23 protein-coding genes are annotated in these 23,023 nt (G+C 70.6%); 7 read left to right on the forward strand and 16 right to left on the reverse strand.

What is annotated here, in order from left to right; all coding sequences use genetic code 11:
- Nucleotides 1-60: 60 nt before the first annotated feature.
- The gene (locus tag C2U31_RS19100; RefSeq protein WP_233772891.1) at nt 61-645 is read left to right on the forward strand and encodes a TetR/AcrR family transcriptional regulator; all 585 of its coding nucleotides are present in this window, start codon (nt 61-63) and stop codon (nt 643-645) included.
- A 147-nt stretch (nt 646-792) separates the two neighbouring features.
- Nucleotides 793-1,344 carry a Dps family protein gene (locus C2U31_RS19105; protein WP_103274214.1) on the forward strand — a complete coding sequence of 184 codons (552 nt, stop codon included), beginning with the start codon at nt 793-795 and terminating at the stop codon, nt 1,342-1,344.
- 100 nt (nt 1,345-1,444) lie between these two features.
- Here the strand turns inward: C2U31_RS19105 and msrA are convergent, their stop codons facing one another.
- The 5 genes from msrA to C2U31_RS19130 form a co-directional block, all read right to left on the reverse strand.
- A complete protein-coding gene (gene msrA / locus C2U31_RS19110; protein ID WP_103274215.1) occupies nt 1,445-2,146 on the reverse strand; it encodes a peptide-methionine (S)-S-oxide reductase MsrA in 702 nt (233 codons plus the stop codon).
- A gap of 44 nt (nt 2,147-2,190) precedes the next feature.
- A complete protein-coding gene (gene msrB, locus C2U31_RS19115; protein WP_103274216.1) occupies nt 2,191-2,688 on the reverse strand; it encodes a peptide-methionine (R)-S-oxide reductase MsrB in 498 nt (165 codons plus the stop codon).
- A gap of 108 nt (nt 2,689-2,796) precedes the next feature.
- Complete coding sequence (locus tag C2U31_RS19120) at nt 2,797-3,108, reverse strand: pentapeptide MXKDX repeat protein (protein ID WP_103274217.1); 312 nt, start codon at nt 3,106-3,108, stop codon at nt 2,797-2,799.
- A gap of 51 nt (nt 3,109-3,159) precedes the next feature.
- Entirely contained in the window at nt 3,160-3,951 is a 792-nt protein-coding gene (locus C2U31_RS19125) for a molybdopterin-dependent oxidoreductase (RefSeq protein ID WP_103274218.1), read from the reverse strand.
- Between the two features lie 10 nt (nt 3,952-3,961).
- Nucleotides 3,962-4,588 (reverse strand): cytochrome b/b6 domain-containing protein, encoded by a 627-nt coding sequence (locus C2U31_RS19130; protein WP_103274219.1) that lies wholly within the window; start codon nt 4,586-4,588, stop codon nt 3,962-3,964.
- Between the two features lie 144 nt (nt 4,589-4,732).
- Here C2U31_RS19130 and C2U31_RS19135 point away from each other — a divergent pair, with 144 nt between their 5' ends.
- The 3 genes from C2U31_RS19135 to C2U31_RS19145 all read left to right on the forward strand — a co-directional run bounded on the left by C2U31_RS19135 (nt 4,733) and on the right by C2U31_RS19145 (nt 7,323).
- Nucleotides 4,733-5,452, forward strand: coding sequence for a response regulator transcription factor (locus C2U31_RS19135; RefSeq protein WP_103274220.1), 720 nt, complete (start codon nt 4,733-4,735; stop codon nt 5,450-5,452).
- Entirely contained in the window at nt 5,449-6,972 is a 1,524-nt protein-coding gene (locus tag C2U31_RS19140; RefSeq protein WP_103274221.1) for a HAMP domain-containing sensor histidine kinase, read from the forward strand. Before C2U31_RS19135 ends, C2U31_RS19140 begins: the two co-directional genes overlap by 4 nt.
- Nucleotides 6,973-7,068: 96 nt before the next feature.
- Nucleotides 7,069-7,323 (forward strand): hypothetical protein, encoded by a 255-nt coding sequence (locus tag C2U31_RS19145; protein ID WP_103274222.1) that lies wholly within the window; start codon nt 7,069-7,071, stop codon nt 7,321-7,323.
- Here C2U31_RS19145 and C2U31_RS19150 read toward each other — a convergent pair.
- The 7 genes from C2U31_RS19150 to C2U31_RS19180 all read right to left on the reverse strand — a co-directional run bounded on the left by C2U31_RS19150 (nt 7,320) and on the right by C2U31_RS19180 (nt 15,257).
- Nucleotides 7,320-9,902, reverse strand: a complete 2,583-nt coding sequence (locus C2U31_RS19150) for a PEP/pyruvate-binding domain-containing protein (protein ID WP_103274223.1) — start codon at nt 9,900-9,902, stop codon at nt 7,320-7,322. The genes C2U31_RS19145 and C2U31_RS19150 overlap by 4 nt on opposite strands.
- Entirely contained in the window at nt 9,899-10,525 is a 627-nt protein-coding gene (locus tag C2U31_RS19155; RefSeq protein ID WP_103274224.1) for a TetR/AcrR family transcriptional regulator, read from the reverse strand. The genes C2U31_RS19150 and C2U31_RS19155 overlap by 4 nt, the downstream gene beginning before the upstream one ends.
- A 113-nt stretch (nt 10,526-10,638) precedes the next feature.
- Nucleotides 10,639-11,799: a nitronate monooxygenase family protein gene (locus C2U31_RS19160; protein ID WP_103274225.1), complete on the reverse strand. Its 1,161-nt coding sequence runs from the start codon at nt 11,797-11,799 to the stop codon at nt 10,639-10,641.
- 118 nt (nt 11,800-11,917) lie between these two features.
- Nucleotides 11,918-12,706 (reverse strand): anaerobic ribonucleoside-triphosphate reductase activating protein, encoded by a 789-nt coding sequence (locus C2U31_RS19165; RefSeq protein WP_103274226.1) that lies wholly within the window; start codon nt 12,704-12,706, stop codon nt 11,918-11,920.
- A complete protein-coding gene (gene nrdD, locus C2U31_RS19170) occupies nt 12,672-12,860 on the reverse strand; it encodes an anaerobic ribonucleoside-triphosphate reductase (protein WP_103274227.1) in 189 nt (62 codons plus the stop codon). The genes C2U31_RS19165 and nrdD overlap by 35 nt, the downstream gene beginning before the upstream one ends.
- A gap of 60 nt (nt 12,861-12,920) precedes the next feature.
- Nucleotides 12,921-14,921 carry a ribonucleoside triphosphate reductase gene (locus tag C2U31_RS19175; protein ID WP_103274228.1) on the reverse strand — a complete coding sequence of 667 codons (2,001 nt, stop codon included), beginning with the start codon at nt 14,919-14,921 and terminating at the stop codon, nt 12,921-12,923.
- A gap of 141 nt (nt 14,922-15,062) precedes the next feature.
- A complete protein-coding gene (locus tag C2U31_RS19180; RefSeq protein WP_103274229.1) occupies nt 15,063-15,257 on the reverse strand; it encodes a hypothetical protein in 195 nt (64 codons plus the stop codon).
- A 72-nt stretch (nt 15,258-15,329) separates the two neighbouring features.
- Between C2U31_RS19180 and C2U31_RS19185 the strand changes: the two genes are divergently transcribed.
- A complete protein-coding gene (locus tag C2U31_RS19185) occupies nt 15,330-16,217 on the forward strand; it encodes a LysR family transcriptional regulator (protein WP_103274230.1) in 888 nt (295 codons plus the stop codon).
- A gap of 38 nt (nt 16,218-16,255) precedes the next feature.
- Here C2U31_RS19185 and C2U31_RS19190 read toward each other — a convergent pair whose 3' ends face one another.
- Together C2U31_RS19190 and C2U31_RS19195 are read right to left on the reverse strand one after the other, a co-directional pair.
- Nucleotides 16,256-17,236 carry a tripartite tricarboxylate transporter substrate binding protein gene (locus C2U31_RS19190; protein WP_103274231.1) on the reverse strand — a complete coding sequence of 327 codons (981 nt, stop codon included), beginning with the start codon at nt 17,234-17,236 and terminating at the stop codon, nt 16,256-16,258.
- Nucleotides 17,237-17,251: 15 nt separating this feature from the next.
- The gene (locus C2U31_RS19195) at nt 17,252-18,664 is read right to left on the reverse strand and encodes a M20 family metallopeptidase (RefSeq protein WP_103274232.1); all 1,413 of its coding nucleotides are present in this window, start codon (nt 18,662-18,664) and stop codon (nt 17,252-17,254) included.
- A gap of 111 nt (nt 18,665-18,775) precedes the next feature.
- Between C2U31_RS19195 and C2U31_RS19200 the strand changes: the two genes are divergently transcribed.
- Nucleotides 18,776-19,687, forward strand: coding sequence for a LysR family transcriptional regulator (locus tag C2U31_RS19200; protein ID WP_103274233.1), 912 nt, complete (start codon nt 18,776-18,778; stop codon nt 19,685-19,687).
- An 18-nt stretch (nt 19,688-19,705) separates the two neighbouring features.
- Here C2U31_RS19200 and C2U31_RS19205 read toward each other — a convergent pair whose 3' ends face one another.
- Both C2U31_RS19205 and C2U31_RS19210 read right to left on the reverse strand, forming a co-directional pair.
- Entirely contained in the window at nt 19,706-21,184 is a 1,479-nt protein-coding gene (locus tag C2U31_RS19205; RefSeq protein ID WP_103274234.1) for a M81 family metallopeptidase, read from the reverse strand.
- A gap of 86 nt (nt 21,185-21,270) precedes the next feature.
- Nucleotides 21,271-22,923, reverse strand: coding sequence for an ABC transporter substrate-binding protein (locus tag C2U31_RS19210; protein WP_103274235.1), 1,653 nt, complete (start codon nt 22,921-22,923; stop codon nt 21,271-21,273).
- Nucleotides 22,924-23,023 lie beyond the last annotated feature (100 nt).

Consider the following 23,023-nt stretch of genomic DNA (forward strand, 5'->3'; position numbering starts at 1 on the left):
CCCGCCCCGCGCCCGCGCGGCCGGCCGGCCCGGCCCGAGGCCGAGCAGCGCGCCGCCGTGATGGCGGCGACCACGTGGCTGCTGCTGAACGAGGGCTATGCCGCGACCACGCTGGAAGCGGTGGCTCGGCGCGCCGGCATGGCCAAGAAGACCGTTTACCGTTATGCCAGCGACCGCGAGGACCTGGTGGCCCAGGTCGTGCGCGGCTGGACCGACGGCTTCGCGCCGGTGATGGCGCAGGACGTGACCAGCGTGGATGAGGTGCTGCCGGCGCTGGCGCGCGTGCTGCAGGCCATCGCCGAGCGCGTGCTGTCGGCCGACGCGGTCGGCATGTTCCGCCTGCTGACGGCGGACTTTCCGGGCCGCGACGCGCTGCTGCGGGCCTACCAGGAGAACGGCATCGAACGCGGCACGGCCATGTTGGCCGCCTGGTTCCAGCGCCTGGCCAGGCGCGGACTCATCCAGGTGAGCGAGCCCCGCGTCGTGGCCGGCCTGCTGCTGTCCATGGCGATCGCCGAACCGCTGCGCGCCATGGCGCTGGGGCTGACGCCGCCGCTGCCCGAAAGCTCGATCGGTGAACGCATACAGGCCTGCCTGGCGCTGTTCGCCGGAGACGCCAAGGTCTTCGCGCTGCGCGCCGCGTGATGCGGTCCGCGCGCCGTTCAGCTTGCCGCAAGGCCGGCGTGGCGATTTGGCAAAGCGCGCGCATGGCGATACCCTGAATAGGCAACGGCGCGTTCACGAGATGCGCCGCAGGCATTTTTCTCTAATCATTCCAAGGAGCAGAAACCCATGGCCAAGCAACTGAATGAGAAGACCGCCAAGGCCGCCAAGGAACGCCGCAAGCGTCCGCTGGCCACGCCCACCGACCTGTCGTCCGCCGCCACGCGCGACATCTCCGCCGCGCTGAACCAGGTCCTCGCCGACGTGTTCGCGCTTTACCTGAAGACCAAGAATTTCCACTGGCACGTCAGCGGCCCGCACTTCCGCGACTATCACCTGCTGCTGGACGAGCAGGGCGACGAGCTGTTCGCCATGACGGATCCGCTGGCCGAGCGCATCCGCAAGATCGGCGGCACCACGCTGCGCTCCATCGGCCACATCGGCCGCACCCAGCGCATCCAGGACAATGACGCCGACTACGTGCAGCCGCTGGACATGCTGGCCGAGCTGCGCGAGGACAACAAGATGCTGGCGGCCTCGCTGCGCGAGGCGCATAACGTCACCGACGAGCATCGCGACATCGCCAGTTCCAGCCTGATCGAGAACTGGATCGACGAAACCGAGAAGCGCACCTGGTTCCTGTTCGAGGCCAGTCGGCAGGGCGACGGCACCGGGCATTGAGCGCCGGGCCGCCGCCAGCGCCTGGAACGAGGCCGTGACCGTGGCGTGACACCCCCGCGACGGCCGGACGCGGCGCCCGCGCCAGCGGCCGCCGCGTCCGTCACGGATACACCAGGACTGGCTTGTCCTGGTAGCGCGCCGGGAAGACCTTGGCCAGGTTCTCCACCTTCGGCACGTCGTTGACCATGATGTACATGCTGTACGGATGGCGCACCAGATAGTCCTGGTGGTAGTCCTCGGCGCGATAGAAGGCCTTGAGCGGCTCGATCGTGGTGGCCATCGGCTTGCCGTAGACGCCCGCGCGGTTCAGCTGCGCGATATAGGCCTCGGCCACCTGCCGCTGGCCGTCGCTGGCGGGGAACACGGCGGAACGGTACTGGGTGCCGGTGTCCGGGCCCTGGCGGTTGAGCTGGGTCGGGTCGTGCGCCACCGAGAAATAAATCTGCAGCAGCTGGCCGTAGCTGACCTGGGCCGGGTCGTAGGTGATCTCCACGGCTTCGGCGTGACCGCTGCGGCCGCCGCTCACCGTGTCGTAGTTGGCGGTGGACGCCTGTCCGCCCGCATAGCCGGAGACGGCCGAGCTGACGCCCTTGACGTGCTGGAACACGGCCTGCACGCCCCAGAAGCAGCCGCCAGCCAGCACGGCCTTTTCCTGCGCGACGCCGGCGGGCGCGTCTTGCGCGGGAGGCGGGATCAGGACGGCGGTCTCGGCCGAGGCGGCAATGCCGGGCAGCGTGGCGGCGAGGGCGCAGGCGGCCGTCAGCAGGCCGGGAAGTTTGCGCGACAGGAATGAGGCAGGCATGGCGATGGATCCTATGGTTTGGGGGGTGAGGCGGCGCGTGTGTCTCAGCTCTGCGCCGTGAAACGCAGCGCGACGCCGTTCATGCAGTAGCGCAGGCCGGTCGGGCGCGGGCCGTCGTCGAACACGTGTCCCAGATGGCCGCCGCAGTTGGCGCAATGCACCGCCGTGCGGACCATGCCGAAGGTGCGGTCCTCGGTCTCGCCCACGGCGTCCGGCAGGGGCTGCCAGAAGCTGGGCCAGCCGGTGCCGCTGTCGAACTTGCGGTCCGACGAGAACAGCTTGTGGGCGCAGCCGGCGCAGGTATACAGGCCCTTGCGGTGCTCGTTGTTCAGCGGACTGGAATAGGGCCGTTCGGTGGCCTCGCGCCGCAGCACCTCATATTCCTCGCGGCTGAGCCGTTCGCGCCATTGCGCGTCGCTGAGCGCATAGGGAAACGATGCGGCGGCCGGCTGCGCGGCGCGGCTGCCCAATGCGGGGGCCAGCGCGGCGGCCAGCGCCGCCGCCGCGCCCGTGCCCAGGAAGCGTCTGCGTCCCAGTGTCATGGCTTGCTCCTTGCTTGTATCGCGGGACCGGCCGGCGCCTGGTCGTGGCGCGTCCGGGCCGGTCCCGCTCCATGTCGGTGACGGCGCGCGTCGCGCGCGCCGGCTTGCTTACTTGGACATGCCATCCTTGCTCATGCCGTCCTTGGACATGCCGCCTTTGGACATGCCATCCTTCGACATCCCGTCCTTCGACATTCCGTCCTTGGCCATGCCGCCCTTGGACATGCCATCCTTCGACATGCCGTCCTTGGACATCGCATCCTTGGCCATGCCGTCCTTCTTCATGCCGTCCTTGCCCATGGCGTCCTTGGACATGCCGCTTTTCTGCATGCCGTCCTTGCTCATGTCATCGGCGGCATGCGCGGCGACCGCGCCGAAGGCCAGGCACAGGGAAAACGCGGCGGTGGTGAGAGTCTTCATGATGATTTCCTTCAATGGTGATGAGTGCGGGAGAAAAAGAGCGAGATCCACCTAGCTGCCGCCGAACCAGTTGTAGCCCTGGTCCTCCCAGTAGCCGCCCGGGTAGGTGTTGGTGACGAAGATCGCCTGGATATGCTTGGGGTTCTTGTATCCAAGCTTGGTGGGCATGCGCAGCTTCATCGGGAAGCCGTATTCCGGCGGCAGGGTCTTGCCGTCGTAGGTCAGCGCCAGAATGGTCTGCGCATGCAAAGCAGTGGGCATGTCGATGCTGGTGTAGTAGTCGTCGGCGCACTTGAAGCCCACGTAGCGCGCGCTCAGGTCGGCGCCGACGCGCTTGAGGAAGGCCGAGAACGGCACGCCGCCCCATTTGCCGATGGCGCTCCAGCCCTCGACGCAGATGTGGCGCGTCACCTGGTCGATCTGCGCCATCCGCCGCAGCTCGTCCAGCCGCCACTGGCGTTTGTCCGCGACCAGGCCGCTGACCTCCAGGCGGAACGATTCCTCGTCCACGTGCCGGACCTCGTCGATGCCGTAATAGGCATTGAACGGAAACGGCCGCGTGATCATCGATTCCGGATAGGTGGGCGCGAGCTTGTCGGGGTCGAACAGCCAGGCCTGCACGCGGTCGTTCCAGCGCGAGACGACGCCCAGCGCTTTTTCCGCGCTTTCGTTGTCCGACAGCGAGCAGCCGGACAGCATGGCCAGGCCGCCCAGCGTCAGTCCACGAGCGAGGAAGGCGCGGCGGGCGGGCGCGTCCAGGCGACGCTCCACCAGGCGCGAGGCTTCGCGCAACACGGCCGGGCCGTCGATGCCGGGCAGGGACAGGGGTTTGCGAGGCTTCACGTGCGACTCCTTACTTTCCGCGGATCATGGCGAGCAGGCTGCGCGGCACCAGCGCCACCATCGCCAGGTGGACGACGACGAAGGCGACCAGCAGCGCCATCGCATAGAAATGGATATGGCGCGCCATCTCGTAGCCGCCCAGCAGTTCGCGCAGCACGCTGAACTGCACCGACTTCCACAGCACCAGCCCGGACAGCACCAGCACTGTGATATCCAGCATCACGAACAGATAGGCCAGCCGCTGCACCTGGTTGTAACGGCGCGGATCGGCGTGCGAGAGACGGCCGCGCAGGGCCGCGCCCAGGTCGGCGAGCACGCCGCGCGGGCTCAGGGGGAAGAATTTGCGGCGCAGCCGGCCGCTGGCCAGGTTCAACGCCAGGTACAGAAGACCGTTCAGGCCCAGCAGCCACATGCCGGCGAAATGCCATTGCAGCGCGCCGCCCAGCCAGCCGCCCAGCGTGTAATCGCGCGGGAAGCTGAAGTCGTAGAGCGGCGAGGCGTTGTAGATGCGCCAGCCGCTGGCGATCATCACCAGCACCGCCAGCGCGTTCAGCCAGTGCGTCAGTCGCAGCCAGCCAGGGTGGATGGCGGGCGCCGGCGGGGCGGCGGGATTCGGGGGGACGGTCGCGGCGGTCATGGCGGTTTCCTGGGCGGCTGGCTTCGGTTGACGCCATTCTTTCCCCGGGGCCGTATCCAAGTCCTCACGCAAACTTAAAAAAAATGTGATAACTCGGCCGCGCCGATTGGCGACAATAGCGCTATCCCATCGCCCGAGCCCCCCATGGAACCCTCCCGCCGCGTGCTGATCGTCGAGGACGACGCCCATATCGCCGAATTGCTGCGCATGCACCTGCGCGACGAAGGCTACGCGGTCGAGCATGCCGCCGACGGCCATGAAGGCATGCGCCGGCTGGAAGAGGGCGGCTGGGACGCGTTGGTGCTGGACTTGATGCTACCGGGCGTGGACGGCCTGGAGATATGCAAGCGCGCGCGCGGCATGGCGCGCTACACGCCCATCATCATCACCAGCGCCCGCTCCAGCGAGGTGCACCGCATCCTGGGCCTGGAGCTGGGCGCCGACGACTACCTGGCCAAGCCCTTCTCGATGCTGGAGCTGGTGGCGAGGGTACGGGCGCTGCTGCGCCGCAGCGACGCGCTGGCGCGCAACGCCCGCATGGACGCCGGCACGCTGGAGCTGCACGGCCTGGCCATCGATCCGGTGGCGCGCACCGCGCTGCTGGACGGGCGCGCGCTGGACCTGACGCCGCGCGAGTTCGACCTGCTGCATTTCTTCGCCCGCCATCCCGACAAGGTCTATTCGCGGCTGGACCTGCTGAACCAGGTCTGGGGCTACCAGCACGAGGGCTACGAGCACACCGTCAACACGCACATCAACCGGCTGCGCACCAAGATCGAGGACGACCCGTCCGAGCCGCGCCGCATCCTCACGGTCTGGGGGCGCGGCTACAAGTTCGCCGCCACGCAGGGAGACGCGGCATGATCAAGCGCCTGAGCCTGACCCAGCGCCTGTCCGCCGTGTTCGCGCTGCTGCTGTTGGCTTGCTGCGGCGCATCGGCCTGGCTGCAGATGGCGGCCAACGCCCGCTACGAGCAGGAAGTGGTGCAGCGCCTGTCGGGCGGGTTGGCCGGACATATCGCCGGCGCCAACGAACTGATGGACGCCCAGGGCTGGAAGCCCGAGGCGGTGCGCGCGCTGTTCGACAAGCTGATGGCCGTGAATCCGGCGGTCGAGGTCTACCTGCTGGACCTGGACGGCCGCGTTGTCGGCGATGCCGCGCCGCCGGGCCAGCTCAAGCTGGACCGCGTCGACCTGGCGCCGCTGCGGCGCGCGCTGGCCGGCGGCATGCTGCCCATCATGGGCGACGATCCGCGCAACGCCGGCGCGCGCAAGGTCTTCAGCGTGGCGCCGGCGCGGGCCGGCGGCAAGGACATCGGCTACGTTTACGTGGTGCTGCAGGGCCAGGCCCACGACGAGCTGGCCATGGCCGTGTCGCGCAGCACCGTGCTGCGCACCACGCTGTGGTCGATCGCGCTGGTGGCGCTGCTGGGCCTGGTCGCCGGCCTGGCCGCCTTCGCCCTGATCACGCGGCCGCTGCGCGGGCTGACGCGCGCGGTGCGGGCCTTCGACGGTGGCGACAGCGGCGCGCTGGCGGCGCTGGAGGATGGCGGCAGGGATAGCGACAAGGATAGCGACAAGGCCGGTGGCAAGGATGGCGCCCCGGACGCCGCTCGCGGCGGCGACGAGATCGTCGCGCTGCGGCGCAGCTTCGCGCAGATGGGCCGCCGCATCTCGGAGCAATGGCGCGAGCTGACGCGCCAGGACCAGCAGCGCCGTGACATGGTCGCCAATATCTCGCACGATCTGCGCACGCCGCTGACCTCGTTGCACGGCTATCTGGAAACGCTGCGGTTGAAGGACGCGACGCTCGAAGCCGATGAGCGTCGTCGCTACCTGGACATCGCGCTGGCGCAAAGCCGCAAGGTGGGCCGGCTGGCGCAGGAGTTGTTCGAGCTGGCGCGGCTGGAGTCCGGGCTGGTGCGGCTGGAGCCTGAAGTGTTCTCGCTGCCCGAGCTGATGCACGACGTGGCGCAGAAGTTCGAGCTGGCCGCCGAGGCGCGACGGCAGCGGCTGCATATGGAAATCCCGCCGGACCTGCCGGCGGTGCGGGCCGACCTGGGCCTGATCGAGCGCGTGCTGACCAATCTGCTGGACAACGCCATCCGCCACACGCCGCCGGGCGGCGACATCGCGCTGCGGCTGGCGCGGTTGCCGCAAGGCCTACGGGTGCAGGTCGCCGACACTGGCGAAGGCATTCCCGCCTCGCTGCGCGCCGGCCTGTTCACGCGCGCCTCGGCGCTGAGTCATGGCGCGCGCGACGGCGGCGGGTTGGGACTGGTGATCGTGCAGCGCATTCTGCAGCTGCACCAGAGCGAGATCCGGCTGGTGGACCGCGAGGCGCCGGGCGCCTTGTTCCAGTTTGATTTGCCGGCCGCGCGCTAGCGGTGGTCGTGGCGCGGGCGGGAATGCGCCGCGGCGCATACACTGGCTCCTTCAAGCCTGTCTGACGCCCGGCGCGCCGGCTTCCGGAAAGCATCCATGTCCAAGCTGAAATCCATCCTGTTGCTGTGCGCCCTGGCCGGCGGCGCCTACCTGTGGTTCCAGCTGTCCAACCTGCACATCGCCATCGGCGAGCGCGCGACGGGCGGCTATGACGGCGCGTCGACCCGCTCGCCGGAGGACGTCGACAGGGCGGTGCGCGAGGCCGAGGAGGCGGCGGCGAAGGCGCAAGCCGCACGGCCCGAAGCGCAGCGCGGCAACCAAGCCGGGCCGAGTCAGGCCGGGCCGCGCTAGGCCAGGTCACGCTTCGCGGTCGCCGCCACCCGGCTGACCCGGCCCGCGCCGGCATCCACGTCCAGCAGATCGCCATCGGCCACGGCATCGAGGATGCCGGGCACGCTGGCCAGCGCGGGGATGCCGAACTCGCGCGCCACGATGGCGCCATGGGACAGATAGCCGCCGGCCTCCATGACCAGCGCGCTGGCGCGCAGGAACAGCGGCGTCCAGGCCGGATCGGTGGACGGAGCCACCAGCACGGCCCCGGCAGGCATGGCCAGCCCGGCGGCCGGATCGCGCGCCACGAAGGCGGGGCCGCGCGCATGGCCGGCCGCCACCGGCGTGCCGCGCCAGCTGTCGGCGCCGGGATCGATTCCGGCATCCGCGCCGCGCGGCGCGCAGGGGCCGGCCAGCGCGCCGCCGTCGCTTTCCTCCACCACGTCCGGGTCTTCCGCGCCCGCCCATTGTTGCAGCTGTGTCCTGCGCCACGCGGCGCGCCGGGCCGCCGCCTCCGCCGGCAGCGCGCCGTCGGCCAGGGCCAGCAATTCCTCGACGCTCAGGTGGAACACATCGTCGGGCGCGGCCAGGCCGCCGGGGCCGGCGCAGCGTTCGCCCAGCGCCAGCGCGCAGCGCCTGGCGGCGGCGACGTAGCCGACCAGCACGCTGCGCGCGGCCTCGCGCTGGCGGCAGTCCAACCGCGCGCCGGCGATCAGCGGCCGCGCCAGCGGCCGCTTCCAGCGCGGCAGCGCCGCGTTCAGCGTCCGCCAGGCCGCAAGCGCGGCGGCCTCCTGGCGCGCACGCAGCGCGGCCGGGTCGGCGCCAATCAGGTTCAGCACGCTGTCCAGCAGATAATCCGGCGCTTCGCGCCAGCGCGGATGACGCAGATAGGTTTCGTAGACGGCGCGATGGCCGTAGCGCTCCAGGAAGTCCGCGAAGGCGTGGCGAAACGGGCTGTCTGGCGGCAGCGCGTCGCGCCAGTCCGAGCCGCGCCGGTCGGGTGCGCGCAGCCAGGCCAGCGCCGCCGCATCGTCGCGCGCCAGCGCGGCCAGATCCATCAGCGCGTAGCTCTGGGCGGCCGTCACGCTGGGCGCGCCGCCAGCCATGAGCGCGGCGGTCAGCGCGTGGCTCTGGCCAGGGCAGGCCGCCTCGACCAGTTCCAGCAGTTTCGACAGGGTGCCGCCGGCCGAGCCTTGCAGGAAGAACAGGTCGTCGGCGGACAGCAGCGCGGTGAATTGCTCGCGCAGCCGTCGGCCCAGCGCCGCGGTGTCCTCGGGCAGGGCTTCCCCGGCCCAGGCGCGGGCGCGCGCGGCCTGTCGCGGCAGCCCGGTATTGGCGGCCAGCCGAATGGGAATGGCGCGGCGGCTGTAGGTCAGGATGCGCCAGCCGTGCAGCCACTTGCGCGCGCGGCCGATGGCCGGCGCGGCGATGGCCGGCTGCGGTCCGCCCAGCATGCTGTTGGTGAGCGCGGGCGCGACGCCGAGCGCGTCGTAGGCCAGCCACTGGATCGTGGACGCGTCCAGGTAGACCCGGCCATGGAACAGCCGGGCCAGCGCCACGCCGGGCCGGGGGCGGTAACCGGCCAGCTCGAAGCCGCGATTCAGCACGCGCAGGCACATGACGCGCAGCGCCTCCCATTCCAGCGCCGACACCGCATAGGGCAGCACCTCGCGCGTGTTGCCGCGCGACCAGTACGAGGGCTGGCCGCGCAGCCCGTCATAGGCATGGCGCGCCGCGGCGGTGATGGGGCGCGCCTGCAGGATCCAGAAACGTTGGCCGTCCCAGGCCCATTCCAGGTCATGGCCTTGCGCCGAGTAGTCCAGCGCGCGGGCCGCGTCCCGGGCGATCGCGCCCAGCGCTTCGGCCTGGGCCGGCGTCAGCGTGGCGGCGCTCGCCTCATCGTCCCGCGTGGGCCGCAGGCCGGTGCCCTGGCCGTCGGCCAGCGGCCGGCTGGCCTGGCGCTTGGCGCCGATCCGGCTGGCGGCCAGGCGCCACGACAGCGTCGTCGCGTCCTCCCACAGCCGGTACTCGTCGCCCTCGGCCTGGCCGCTGACCAGCGCCTCGCCCAGGCCCCAGTTGGCGTGGATCAGCATCTCGTCATGGCGTCCGCCGACCGGATCGCGGGTGAAGGCGATGCCCGAGACGCGCGCCTCGATCAGCGGCATGACCACCACCGCCATGCCGCCGTCGCCGGCCAGTCCCAGTCGTTCGCGATAGGCGCGCGCCTGCGGCGTGGCCGCCGAGTCCCAGATGCGGCGCGCGGCCGCGAACGCCGCATCGGCGCCGCGCACGTTCAGGCAGGACAGGTGGATGCCGGCAAAGGACGCGCCCGCCGAATCCTCCTGAGGCGCGGACGAGCGCAGCGCCAGCGGCAGGTCCAGCCAGCCGCGCGCCTCCAGCGCCTGGCGCAAGGCCTGCCGCGCCGACGGCGACAAGTCGCCGTCGGCGGCGCGCTCGTGGCTGGCCTGGGCCGACAGCACGAAGCCGTCGGGCACCGGCACGCCCATGCGCGCCATCATCGCCAGCTGCCAGCCCTTGCCGCCGGCCAGCGCGGGGCCGGCGTCGGCGGCGGCGGCCCAATCCAGCATCAGCGCGCTCATGCGGGGCTCCCGGCGCCTTGCGTGAACAGGCTGACGACGGCGTCGAACTCGCGCTTCAGGCTGGCGCGGGGATCGGCCAGCCAGCGGGTCAGCGCGCCCAGGTACAGCAATTGCAGGTGTTGGGCGAGCTGCGCGGCGGACAGGTCGGTGCGCAGCTCGCCGGCGGCCTGGCCAGATTCGATCAGCGCGGCGAACAGCGTATGCATGCCGCTGCGCGGATACCGGGCGTCGTCCTGGGCGGCGGGCTGCGCGGTCGCCAGCCGATAGTGCAGGTAGGGCGCCATGTAGGCGCGGTGCGCCTCGGACCAGTGGGCGGAAGCGTGCAGCGTCTTGGTCAGGCGCTGGGCGAAGCCGGGCAGCTTCATCAGGCGGGGCAGCAAGTCGCGCGCCGAGCGGGCCAGCTCCTGGTGGAAGTAATGCGCCAGCAGCGCTTCCTTCACGGGAAAGTGGTTGTACAGCGTGCCCTTGGAGACGCCGGCCTGCGCCGCGATCTGCTCCATCGTCACGCCGTCATAGCCGTGGGTCTCGAACAGCGTGTAGGCGCTGCGGGTCAGCAGGTCCAGGGTCTGCAGGCGCTTGCGTTCGCGCAGGCCGGGCGCGGCATCCGGTTCGGAGGGGGACATGGCGATCCATGAATTATTGAACGACGAATAATATTGTACGTCGTTCAATAATTTTGGAAAGCCCGCGCGTCGCCGGAATGTCCCCCCCGGCGGCGGGCGAAGGGAATGAAGGATCAGGCCGCCGTGGCCGGCAGGTTCCCGTGCAGCAGGTAATCCATCAGTTCGCGCACCGAGCGCATGGCGTTGCCGAAGGGCAGCTTGGACGCGCCCCGGAAGAACAGCCCTCGGCCGACTTCGCCGCGCATGGCCGCCGCCAGCTTCAGGTCGATGCAGAACTGACCGAAGCGCGAGATGCCGTCGCGCATGCCGCACTGGGTCAGGCAATCCATGCGCTGGCTGCAGCGTCGCTCGTCGCAGCGCGCGTTGGCCTGCAGCGTCTTTTCCTGCTTCAGGTAGCGCGTCAGCCAGGGCGTGGCCACGGCGCGCGCCGGCAGGCCGGCCACGCTGGTGAACTCGGCCAGCTTGTCCGGATCGGCCTCGATCAGCACGCGCTTGAAGTTCTCGTGCGCGTCGCCCTCCTGGGTGACGGCGAAGGCCGTGCCGACCTGCACCGCGTCGGCGCCGTGGCCCAGCCAGTGGCGCACCTGCTCATGGCTGCCCACGCCGCCGGCCACGATCAGGCGCGGCGCGTCGCGGCCCAGTTGCAGCTCCTGGAACAGCTTGTGGCATTCGGCCAGCACGCGCTTGAAGTCGAAGCGCTCGTCGTGCACATCCTCCAGCTTGGCCGCGCCCAGGTGGCCGCCGGCATGGCCGGGATGCTCGATCACCACGGCGTCGGCCATGCGGCCTTTCTTCAGCCATTTCTTCAGCACCACGGCCACGCCGCGCGCCTCGGACAGGATGGGGATGAGCGAGACCTTGGGATGGTCCGCCGTCATCTCGGGCAGGTCCATCGGCAGGCCGGCGCCCATGACGATGGCGTGCGCGCCGCTTTCGCAGGCCTGGCGCACCAGCGCGGGATGGTCGCGCACCGCCTTCATCACGTTCACGGCGACCAGGCCGCGGCCCTGCGACAGGTCCAGCGCGGCGCGCACCTCGCGGTCCAGCGCCTCCAGGTTGGCCTGGGTGATCAGCTCGCGGTCGCGGCAATGCTCGGTCTTTTCGACCAGGTCGGGGTGGTGGTGACGCAAATCCACGCTGGCGATGGTGCCCACCGCGTTCTGGCTGGCCACCGCGCCGGCGAGCCGGTGCGCCGACACGCCGACGCCCATGCCTCCCTGGACGATGGGCAGCAGCTCGCGGCCGGCTAGGGAGAGGGATTTGAACCACGTCATGTTGAGAGAGCCTTTCATTGGAACAGTGTTTGGAGGCTAGGCGATCGCGATCGCGGGCGTGTTGCGCGAAATCAAATCCGCGCATGAAGCCGCTTCAGGCGTCAAGCGGGGCGGCACACTAGCGGCACGCGAATTCGTCGAACCAGCCGCGCAGCATTTCCTGCGCGCCGGGGCCCAGGCGCGAGGCCGCCGCCGCCGTCGGGCTGCTGCGCGCGTTCTGCACCGCGAAGCGGCGCACGCCGCGTCGCGCCAGTTCGCGCGCCAGCGCCAGCAGACGGGTCTCGTCGAGCCAATCCGGATGCCAGGTGATGCGGCATTCGAAATCCGCGCCGGACGCCAGCAGCAAGGTCAGGCAGGCTTGCGCCGGCCGCTGCGATTCGCGCCGGCCGGTGATGTCGTCATAGCCCTGGGCGTCGGCCTTGATGTCCAGGCCAACCCAGTCCAGGTGGCGCAGCGCGTCGGCCAGCCGCAGCGGATAGATGCCGGCCGTATGCAGGCCGATGCGAAAGCCCATGCGTCGCGCGTCGCGGATCATGGCCGGCAGGCGCGGTTCGCTCAGGGGTTCGCCGCCGGAGAACACCACCGCGTCCAGCAGGCCCTGGCGGGTGGCCAGGAAGGCGCGCACCTCGCGCCAGTCGTAGCGCGCGGCGCGGGTCTGCAGTTCCGGGTTGTGGCAGTAGTGGCAGCGCCAGGGGCAGCCGGCGATGAAGACCACGGCGGCCAGCGTGCCAGGCCAGTCCACGGTGGAGAAAGGGGTCAGCCCGCCGACGGCGGGCGAGTGGCGCGGCAGCGCCTGCGCGGCGGGCAGGGGCGGCGTGGCGTGGGCGCGCGCGGTGTGCAGGCGCGAACCGGCCCGGGGGCCGGCCGCCGCCTCAGGCGCGGGGTTCGACGAAGAAGCGGCGCTCATTGAACTCGCCTTGTTTGCCGGTGTTGAACGAAGAGACGGGGCGGTGATAGCCCATGACGCGGGTCCAGACTTCGCAGCGCACGCGCTGGCTGTCGTCCAGGACCGGCGCGGTGGCGGCCTGGGGCGTGGATGGTTCGGTCATCAGGGTTTGCATGGTGGGGTTTCCTTCTGGGTGGGACGTCGGGCGGGCTGCCCGGCGCGGGTGAGCATTGCGCTAGGCCGGGACGCGGCAGGCCGATTGCCGGGCCAGCAGTTCGGCGTCGCACTTGGGGCAGAACTCGTGGCGCCCGGCCAGGTAGCCGTGCGTGGGGCAGATCGAGAAGGTCGGCGTGACCGTGATGTAGGGCAGCCGGAAATTCGCCAGCGCGCGCCGCACCAGCGTCTTGCAGGCTTCGGCCGAGGACACGGCTTCGTTCATGTACAGGTGCAGCACGGTGCCGCCGGTGTACTTGCCCTGCAGCGCCTCCTGTTGCGCCAGCGCCTGGAACGGGTCGTCGGTATGGCCCACCGGCAGCTGGCTGGAGTTGGTGTAGTAGGGCTGGGCCTCGGTGCCGGCCTGCAGGATACCGGGATAGCGCTTGCGGTCCTCGCGGGCGAAGCGGTAGGTGGTGCCCTCGGCCGGCGTGGCTTCCAGGTTGTAGAGGTGGCCGGTCTGTTCCTGGAATTCGGTCATGCGCGCGCGCACCCGGTCCAGCAGGCGCAGCGCCAGCGCGTGGCCGGCGGGCGTGGTCAGGTCGTCGGCGTCGCCGCTGAAGTTGCGGACCATCTCGTTGATGCCATTCACGCCCAGCGTGCTGAAGTGGTTGCGCAGCGTGCCCAGGTAGCGCCGGGTATAGGGATACAGGCCCTGGTCGATGTAGCGCTGCACCACCTTGCGCTTGGTCTCCAGCACGTCGCGGCCCAGTTCCAGCAGGCGGTCCAGCCGCGCCATCAGGCCGGCCTCGTCGCCCCGGTGCAGATGGCCCAGGCGCGCGCAGTTCACCGTCACCACGCCGACCGAGCCGGTCTGTTCGGCCGAGCCGAACAGACCGTTGCCGCGCTTGAGCAGCTCGCGCAGGTCCAGCTGCAGGCGGCAGCACATGGAGCGCACCATGTGCGGCTCCAGGTCCGAGTTCAGGAAGTTCTGGAAATAGGGCAGGCCGTAGCGCGCCGTCATCTCGAACAGGCGCGTGGTGTTGGGATGGTCCCAGTCGAAATCGGGCGTGATGTTGTAGGTCGGGATGGGAAAGGTGAAGGCGCGTCCCTTGGCGTCGCCGGCCATCATCACCTCGATGTAGGCGCGGTTGATCATGTCCATCTCGGCCTGCAGGTCGCCGTAGGCGAAGGGCATTTCCTCGCCGCCGATGTAGGGGATCTGCTCGCGCAGGTCGGCCGGGCAGGTCCAGTCGAAGGTCAAGTTGGTGAAGGGCGTCTGCGTGCCCCAGCGGCTGGGCACGTTCAGGTTGTAGATCAGCTCCTGCATCGCCTGCTTGACGTCGGCGTAGGTCATCGCGTCGCGGCGGATGAAGGGCGCCATGTAGGTGTCGAAGGAGCTGAAGGCCTGCGCGCCGGCCCATTCGTTCTGCAGCGTGCCGAGGAAGTTGACGATCTGGCCGATGGCGGCCGACATGTGGCGCGGCGGCGTGGCCTCGACCTTGCCGGGGATGCCGTTGAAGCCCTCGGTCAGCAGCTGGCGCAGCGACCAGCCGGCGCAATAGCCGCTGAGCATGTCCAGGTCGTGGATGTGGATGTCGCCGTCGCGGTGGGCCTGGCCCGCCTCGGGCGTGAAGACATTGGACAGCCAGTAGTTGGCCGTGACCTTGCCGGCCACGTTCAGGATCAGGCCGCCCAGGCTGTAGCCCTGGTTGGCGTTGGCGTTGACGCGCCAGTCGCGCTGCTCCAGGTATTCCTCCATCGCGCTTTCCACGTCCACCAGCGTGTGGCGCAGCGAGCGCAGCCGCGCGTGCTGCTCGCGGTGCACGATGTAGGCGCGCGCCGTGCGCCAGTGGCCGGCGCGCACCAGCGCTTCCTCGACATGGTTCTGGATGGTCTCCACGCCGGGGCAGACATTGCCGTCGCGCGTCAGGGCCTCGGCCACCGTGGCGGCCAGCGCCCGGGCGGCATGCGGCTCCAGCTCTCCGGTGCTCCGGCCCGCCGCCGCGATGGCCTGGGCGATCTTGCCGGCGTCGAATCCGACGACCCGGCCGTCACGCTTGAGGATGTGTTCAATCTGCATGGGTGGCACCATATGTAGTGGAGTGCGAAAACTCTATCACCACATATGGTGTTGATTGCGGCGCAGCCGCGCCGGATTTGGCCGGCGCTTGATCGGGCGCAAACCCCGCCGGCCGGGCGGGAAAAGACGCAATGCGTCCCCTCAAGCGCCGTTCGGCGGCACCCTGAAGTTGTCGGTGATGCGTTTTTCAGCGCGTCGCAGCCGGCGCATCAAGGCCGCGCCCAGGCGGTGGAGCCAGGGCATGGCGGGACGCGGCCGGGTTGCGTCCGACGGCGGTTCGATGGTGGGGCGGGCGGTGGCGGCGTGGGAGGGCGGTGTGGATGTGTCGTGATTCATGGAGCAGCATGCTCGGAGATACACTGCCATCCGTAAAGTTGAATGAACTGACCTAAATCGTCAGGAAAGCTGATGCGTAACCTGAACCTGGATCAGATCCAGACCCTGATCGCGATCGCCGACCTGGGCACCTTCGCGGCGGCGTCGCAGGCGCTGCATCTGGCGCCGCCCACGATCAGCCTGCACATCAAGGAACTGGAGGCGCGCATGCAGGTTCCGCTGGTGCTGCGCGGCCGGCGTCAGGCCGGACTGACGGCGGCGGGCCAGGCGCTGGTCGAGGAAGGACGCAAGCTGCTGGCCGCCAGCGACGATCTCGTGGACATCGTGCGCCGCCGCGCCGCCGGCAGCGTGGGCGTGGTGAAGGTGGGCGTGTCGGCCGGCGTCGGCATCCGCCTGCTGCCGCTCGTGCTGGAGGCCTTGGGGCGGCGCGCGCCCGGCGTGGACGTGAAACTGGAAGCGGCGGGTTCGGCCGAGGCGATGTTGCGGCTGCAGGGCGGCACGCTGGACGTGGCCATCGTCGCCAGTCCGCAGCCCGCCACGGCCCGGGTGGCCGTGATGCCCTGGCGCGACGACGAAATGGTCGCGCTGTTGCCCGCCTCATGGGAAGCGCCCGAGGCGGTCACGCCCGAATGGCTGTCGACGCGGCGCTGGGCCTGCTTCGCGCCGGGCACGCAGATGCACGGCCTGATCGCGTCCTGGTTTGGCCAGGCCGGTTTCAATCCGAGGCCATTCCTGGCCCTGAGCTACCCGGGCGCGTTGAAGGGCCTGGCGGCGGCCAGCCAGAGCGCGGCCATCCTGCCGCTGGCCGAAGTGGAGGACGCGGGGCACGCGGACGTGCAATGGCGCGCGCTGTCGCCGCCGCTCAGGCGGCCGATGGCGCTGGCCTATCGCGCCGCGCCCGAGCCGGGCGCGGCGGCGGCCGCCGTGCTGGAGGCGCTGGCGGCGTTCTCCACCGCTTGAGGTCCGCCAGAAGGCGGCAAGGCAAATGGCGGCCTGTCTCAGTCCAGCGTGATGCCGGCGCGCTTGCCGACGGCGCCGAAGGTGGCGAGTTCGCTGGAAATCTGATCGCGGAAGGCCGGGCCAGGCATGAACACCGGCTCCATCGCCATGTCCTCGATGGACTTGCGCACCTGCGGGTCGCGCATGACTTCCTCGACCGCGCGGCCCAGCGTATCCAGCACCGGCGCGGGCGTCTTGGCCGGCGCCACCAGGCCGTACCATCCGACCATGGACACGCCGGGCAGGCCGGCCTCGGCGAAGGTCGGCACGTCCGGCAGCTGCGGCGAGCGATGCGCGCCGGTGACGGCCAGCGCGCGCACCTTGCCGGCCTTGGCGTGCGGCGCGGCGGACGCCACGGTGTCCACGCCCAGCGCGACCTCGCCGCCGATCAGCGCGGTCACCAGCGGCGCGCTGCCCTTGTACGGGACCGGCGTCATTCTGGCGCCGGCGGCCTCGGCGTACATCTCGCCGGCCAGGTGGGGCGCGGAACCCGGGCCGAAGGTGCCGTACATCAGTTCGCCCTTGCCGCTCTGCTTGCGGGCCAGCTCGGCCGCTTCGCCGGCCGTGCTGGCGGGCAGGTCCTTGCGCGCCAGCAGCACCAGCGGCGCCAGCGAGACGATGGCAATGTGTTCGTAGCTGCGCAGCGGATCGTAGGGCAGGTCGGTCTTGAGCGCGGGCAGCACGGAATAGGTGGTGCTGCCCGACACCATCAGCGTGTAGCCGTCGGGTCGCGCGCGGGCCACGGCCTCGGCGCCGATCACGGTGGACGCGCCGGGGCGGTTCTCGATGATGACCGGCTGGCCCAGCTTGCCGGCCAGCTTGCTGGCCAGCAGGCGCGCCACCGAGTCGGTCGCGCCGCCCGGCGTGAAGGGCACGACGATCTTGATCGGCTGTTCGGGATAGGCGGCGTGCGCCGTCGCGCCGCCAGCGGCGGCGGCCAGGGCCAGGGCGGTTGCGGCGGCGCGGGTCTTGATGGACATGGCGTGGTCTCGGCGTCAGGGTCGAAGGGGCGCGGCGGCGTCGCGCAGGGCCGGTCCCTGGTCGCCCAGGTCCCAGAACAGGCCGGCCATGATGGCCAGGCCCTCGCGGGCGACGCTGCCCAGCAGGTGCTCGTTGGGCGCGTGCTGCGCGCAGGCCGGGTACGAGTGGGGCACCCAGATCGTGGGCAGGCCCAGCAGGTCGGCGAAGATGTCGTTGGGCAGCGAGCCGCCCAGGTTGGGCAGCAGCGCGGGCCGCTTGCCGGTGCTGCGCTCGATCGAGGCCGCGGCCCAGCGGACCCAGGCGTTGTCCGGGGACAGCCGGGTGGCGCCGGCCTGCGCGCCCAGGCGGATGCGGACCTGGCCGAAGCCGGCCTGGCGCAGGTGTTCGCGCACATGGGTTTCCAGCGCGCGCCAGTCCGTGCCGACCACGAAGCGCAGCTGGCACCACGCAGAGGCCTCGGGCGGGATGGCGTTGACCGGCTTGGCCGGATCGCCGGCGCCGAAGGTCAGCACGTCCAGGCTGTTCCAGCCGAACACCTTTTCCGAGGCCGACAGGCCGGGCTCGCCCCAATGCGCGTCTATGGCGGGATCGTCCGCGCCGCCGCCCACGTCCAGCTCGGCCAGGGCCCCGGCCACCGCCAGCGGGATGGGCGGCGGACGCAGGCCGGGCACCGTGATGCGGCCGCGCGCGTCCACCAGCGTGGCGATGGCGTGGGCCAGCACGATGGCGGGGTTGGACAGCAGCCCACCCCAGTTGCCCGAGTGATAGCCGCGCTCGCGCGCGCGCAGCGACAGCTCGAAATTCACCGCGCCGCGCGAGCCCATGAACAGCGTGGGCCGCTCGGCGTGCAGGCGCGGGCCGTCGCTGGCCAGGAAGACATCGGCCGCCAGCTCATCGCGCCGGGCCTCGCAGAAGGCGGCCAGGCCGGGCGAGCCGGCTTCCTCGCCGGTCTCGATCAGCCAGACGGCGTTGAAGCCCAGCCTGCCGCCGCGCGCGGCGATGGCCTGGCGCAGCGCGGCCAGGTTGATGCTGTGCTGGCCCTTGTTGTCGGCGGTGCCGCGCCCGTACCAGCGGTCGCCCTCGACGCGCAGCGTCCAGGGATCGCGGCCAGCGTCCCAGCGCGCCGCGTTGCCGCGCACCACGTCGCCGTGTCCATACAGCAGCACGGTGGGCAGGGCCGGGTCTTCGATGCGCCGCGCCACCAGGATGGGCAGGTCGGCGCCGGCCGGGTTGTCGTGGATGCGACAGGCAAAGCCCAGGCCGGCCAGCAGCGGCGCCATGTCGTCGCGCAGATAGGCGTGCTGCGCGGCCGCCTGGCCGGCTTCCTCGCTCTCGGTCCGGAACGCCACGCGGCGGGCCAGATCGGCCTGGAAGGTGCCGTCGTCGTACTCTGCGACGGCCTGCATGAGGGCTTGCTGGCGATTCACGATGGTCCTCGTTGCGGATTCGAGGCACAAAGTTATTACGCTTCTTCGCGTGCCACAATTAGATAATTCGCATTTCAAACATGCCATTTTGGCAATGCTTGGGAGTCCGCCGTGATTTCATTGGGCCTGAGGTATTTCCTGGAAGTCGCGCGCAGCGGCTCGATCGCCGCCGCCGCCGGCGCGCAGCACGTGGCGGCCTCGGCGGTCAGCCGGCAGATCGCCAAGCTGGAGGACGAGCTGGGCATCGCGCTGTTCGAGCGTCAGGCGCGCGGCATGGCGCTCAGCGACGCCGGACGCCAGCTGGCCGCCTACGCCAGCGCCGCTGCGCTGGAGGCCGAGCGCGTCGCCACCGAGATCCGCCATCGCGGCGAGCAGGGCGACGTGACCGTGCGGCTGGCCTGCACCGAGGGCTTCGCCCATCGCTTCCTGCCGCAGTGCATGGCCGAGTTCAAGCGCCTGCGCCCGCAGGCGCGCTTTCACCTGCGGGTCGAGCGGCCCGAGGAGGTCGGCCGCCTGCTGCTGGAAGGCCTCTCGCAAATCGGACTGCGTTACACCACGGTCCATGACGACCGCCTGTCCACCGAGGTGCTGTGCCGCGCGCCGGTCTATGCGGTGATGTGCCGCCGGCACGCGCTGGCCGGCCGTCGCAGCGTCAGCGTGCGCGACCTGGCCCGGCTGCCGCTGTCGCTGGGCGACCAGGGCACCACGGTGCGGCAGCTGTTCGACGCGGCCTGCGCCAATGCCGGGCTGCACATCGAGCCGGCCTACGTGTCCAATCATTCCGCCGCCTTCCTGCCCATGCTGGCCGGCAGCGATATCGTGGCCCTGTCCGGCTACCTGACCGTCGACGGCCAGCTCGACGCGCTGCGTCTGGCCGCCGTGCCATTCAGCAATCCGGAAATGCGCCAGCGCAGCGTGCAGGCGCAGACGCTGCAGGGGCGCACGCTGCCGGGATTGGCGCGGGAGTTCATGGACCTGCTCGGGGAGCGCCTGGAACAGGGACTGCGGGCCAGGGAGGGGTGAGGCTCTGGCCCGCCGGCCCTACATCGGATCCAGCGGATAGATCGGCCGGCGCACGCGCTTGAACTCGATCTGGCTGTAATCCGATGTGGTGACGCCGTTGCCGGCGCATTCGATGATGGCCGTCGCCATGTCGGCGTAGCCCGCGCGCCAGTGCATCCGGCTCTTGAGCGCCAGGTAGCGCTTCTGCGTCGGATCGATGCCGGCCGACAGCAGGCAGTTGACGTCGTAGGGCTCCTGGTGGCCGGAGATGACGACGATCTCGACGCGGCCCGTGTCGATCACCACGGTCAGCCCGGTGTCGTTGAGCGTGCCGCGCCCCATCGGGCCGCGGCTGCGGTACAGGCCGTCGAACACCAGCTTGACGCGGCCCGTGACCTCCAGCGGCAGGCTGGGCTGGCGCAGCGCGGGGGCCTGGATCTTGCCGCCCAGCGAGAGCGTGACCGTCTGGCCCACGCCGGCCCGGGCGGCCTGTTGCGCGGCGTCGGGATCATAGATGGCGTAGAAGGCCACGTTGTCCAGTCCCTGGCGCAGGATCTCGGCCAGCACCGTGGTGTTGTCCATCGAGCCGCCCGAGGCCGCGTTGTCGCAATGGTCCAGCAGCACGACGGGGCCCTGTTCGATGCCGGCGGCGCGGGCGACCGAGGGTTGCAGCGCGTCGGAGCGGTAGACCCAGTCGGCGCGCGTCGCCCAGGCGCGGTCCAGCAGTTCGTCGCGCAGCTGCTCGGCCTGCGCGGGGCTGGCGTCGGTACAGACCACGGCGCTCAGGCCGGCCTCGCGGATGTCGGCGTGCGGAAAGCCCACGAACACCGACGCGGCCAGCGCCTGGCCCTGGGTCTCCAGCTCGATGCAGCGCGCCTGCAGCGACCGGTTGGGCTCGACATGGGTGCCCTGGCGCAGCACGTGCGGCAGCATGGGCCGGTTGCCCCAGGCCATCACCGGACGGATCTCGCCCTTGAGCGCGCGCGCCACGATGCGCGCGGCGCGCACGGCGGCGGCGTGGATGTCGACGTGAGGGTAGGTGTGATAGCCGGATATCACGGTCGCGTGCCTGACCATGTCGTCGTACAGATTGGCATGCATGTCCAGCGTCACCGCCACCGGGATGTCCGGCGCGATTTCGCGGATGCGGCGCAGCAGGTCGCCTTCCGCGTCTTCCAGGTCGCTGGTCACCATGGCTCCGTGCAGGTCCAGCAGCACCGCGTCGTAGCCGCCGCGCGCCAGCTCGTCCAGCACGGGCTGGCACAGCGCTCGATAGGTCTCGGCCGTGGCGGGGCCGCTGGGCCAGGCGGCCGCGGCCACCGGAATGGTGACGTCCGCGCCGGTCTCGCGCGCCACGTCCAGGTAGCCGGCCAGGCCGCTGTTGGTGCCGCCGTACAGCGCCACCGCCGCGTCGCCCGAGACGGGCTCGGCGCTGCCGCGGAAGAAGCGTTCCAGCGGGGTGGGGACGGGCGAGAACGTGTTCGTCTCATGCTTGATCATTGCCAATAGCCAACGCATGCTGCCTCCAGTGAGGGAAAAAGGGAATGGGCCGCCGGGCCGGCCCGGCGGGAAGACGCGTCCGCGATACCGTGGCGGCGCGGCGCTCAGGGGGTCTTGTCGACCCCCCAGAACACCGGGGCCGGCGCCAACGGCAGTCCGGAGAGCTTGCTGGAATACGCCCGCAACGGCGTGCTCTGCCCCAACGGCACGTACAGGCCTTCGTCGATGGCCACGCGCTGCAGCTCGGCGGCGATCCGCTTCTGTTCGGCCGGGTCCGAGCTTAGCGCGTACTGGTCGCGCAGCGCCTCGACCTGGGGAAAGTCGGGCCAGCCGTACCAGGCCTTGTCGCCATCGGCCGCGGCCATGGGCGTGCGTACCGGATCGGCCAGGTCGGCGGTGTACATATTGGTGTTCAGGATGCTCCAGCCGCCGTCGGCCGGCAGCGCCCTGGACGCGCGCCGCGAGGCCACGCTCTGCCAGTCCATGGCCGCCAGTGTGACGTTGAAACCGGCCTTGCGCAGCGCCTGGGCCATGACCACCGGCTGCGGCGACAGCGAGGCCACGTCGGTGGCGTGCAGCATCAGCACGGGCGTGTTGTCGTAGCCGGCTTCCTTCAGCAGCGCGCGGGCCTTGTCGATGTTCGAGGGCACCACCATGTCCTGGCCGGCATCCGCCTGCATCGGCGTGCCGCAGCCCCACAGCGAGGCGCAGGTGCGCCAGTACTTGGGATTGCCGACCAGCGCCTTCATCACGTCCTCCTGGCCGATGGCGTACATGGCGGCCTGGCGGATCTTCCTGTCATTGAACGGCGGATGCAGGAAGTTGAAGCGATACATCGAGTAGGCGGGGCTGGACGTGGCCGGCTCCACCTTGATGCCGGCATCGCCTTCCAGCATGGGCAGCAGGTCGTAGGGGAACTGCTCGACCAGATCGATCTCGCCGCTCGTCAGGGCATTGGCGGTGGTCAGGTGATCGGGCATCACCAGCCACTCGACCCGGTCCACCTTGACGCGCTTGCCGCCGGCCAGGCCGCTGGCGGGTTCCGGGCGGGGCACGTAGGCGGCGTTCTTGACGTAGACCGTCTTCACGCCGGGCTTGAACTCGACGAGCTTGAACGGGCCGGAACCGGTCATGTCGGTGATGGGCTTGCCGGGCGGCTGCTCGGCGACGCGCCGGGGCAGGATGAAGGGCGCCGACGTGGAGGGCTTGGCCAGCGCGCGCAGCGCGAGGTCGGTGGGCTGCGTCATGACGAAGCGCAGGCGGCGCGCGTCCACCGCCTCGATGCGCTCGGTGAACTTGAGCAGCTTCTGGCCCATGGCGTCGATGGCGGCCCAGCGCCGGATCGAGGCCACGCAGTCCTCGGCCGTCACGGGCTGGCCGTCATGCCAGGCCAGGCCTTCGCGCAATGTCAGCGTATAGGTCTTGCCGTCCTCGGACACGTCCCATTTTTCCAGCATCTGCGGTTGCAGCGCGTTGTCCCCGTCCACGGCGATCAGCGTGTCGTAGATCATGTAGCCGTGCCAGGCGGTGATGTAGGCCGTGGTCGCGTGCGGGTCGGTCAGGCGCAGCGGCGAATGCATCACCGCCCTGAGCGTGGTCTCGGCCGTGGCGGGCGCGGCGGCGGCCAGCGGCAGCAGCGCCAGGAGCGCCGCTCCCAGCCGCGCGCGCGCCGCGTCGGCCCAGGTTGGCCGCGCGGCCCGCGCGATGGCGGCGGTACAGGGATACACAGGGGGGCAAGGCTGGTCGCGATGGCGCATTAAGGCTCCCGTCAGGGTTGGCCGCCCGGCCTGCAAGAAACGGTACTGCAAGGCATGTGACCAGCGGCATGCGGCCCATTCTGGGTACGCCCGCCAGGTT

Origin of the sequence: Achromobacter sp. AONIH1, assembly GCF_002902905.1 — a bacterium.
In the GTDB taxonomy this organism is placed as follows: Bacteria; Pseudomonadota; Gammaproteobacteria; order Burkholderiales; family Burkholderiaceae_B; genus Achromobacter.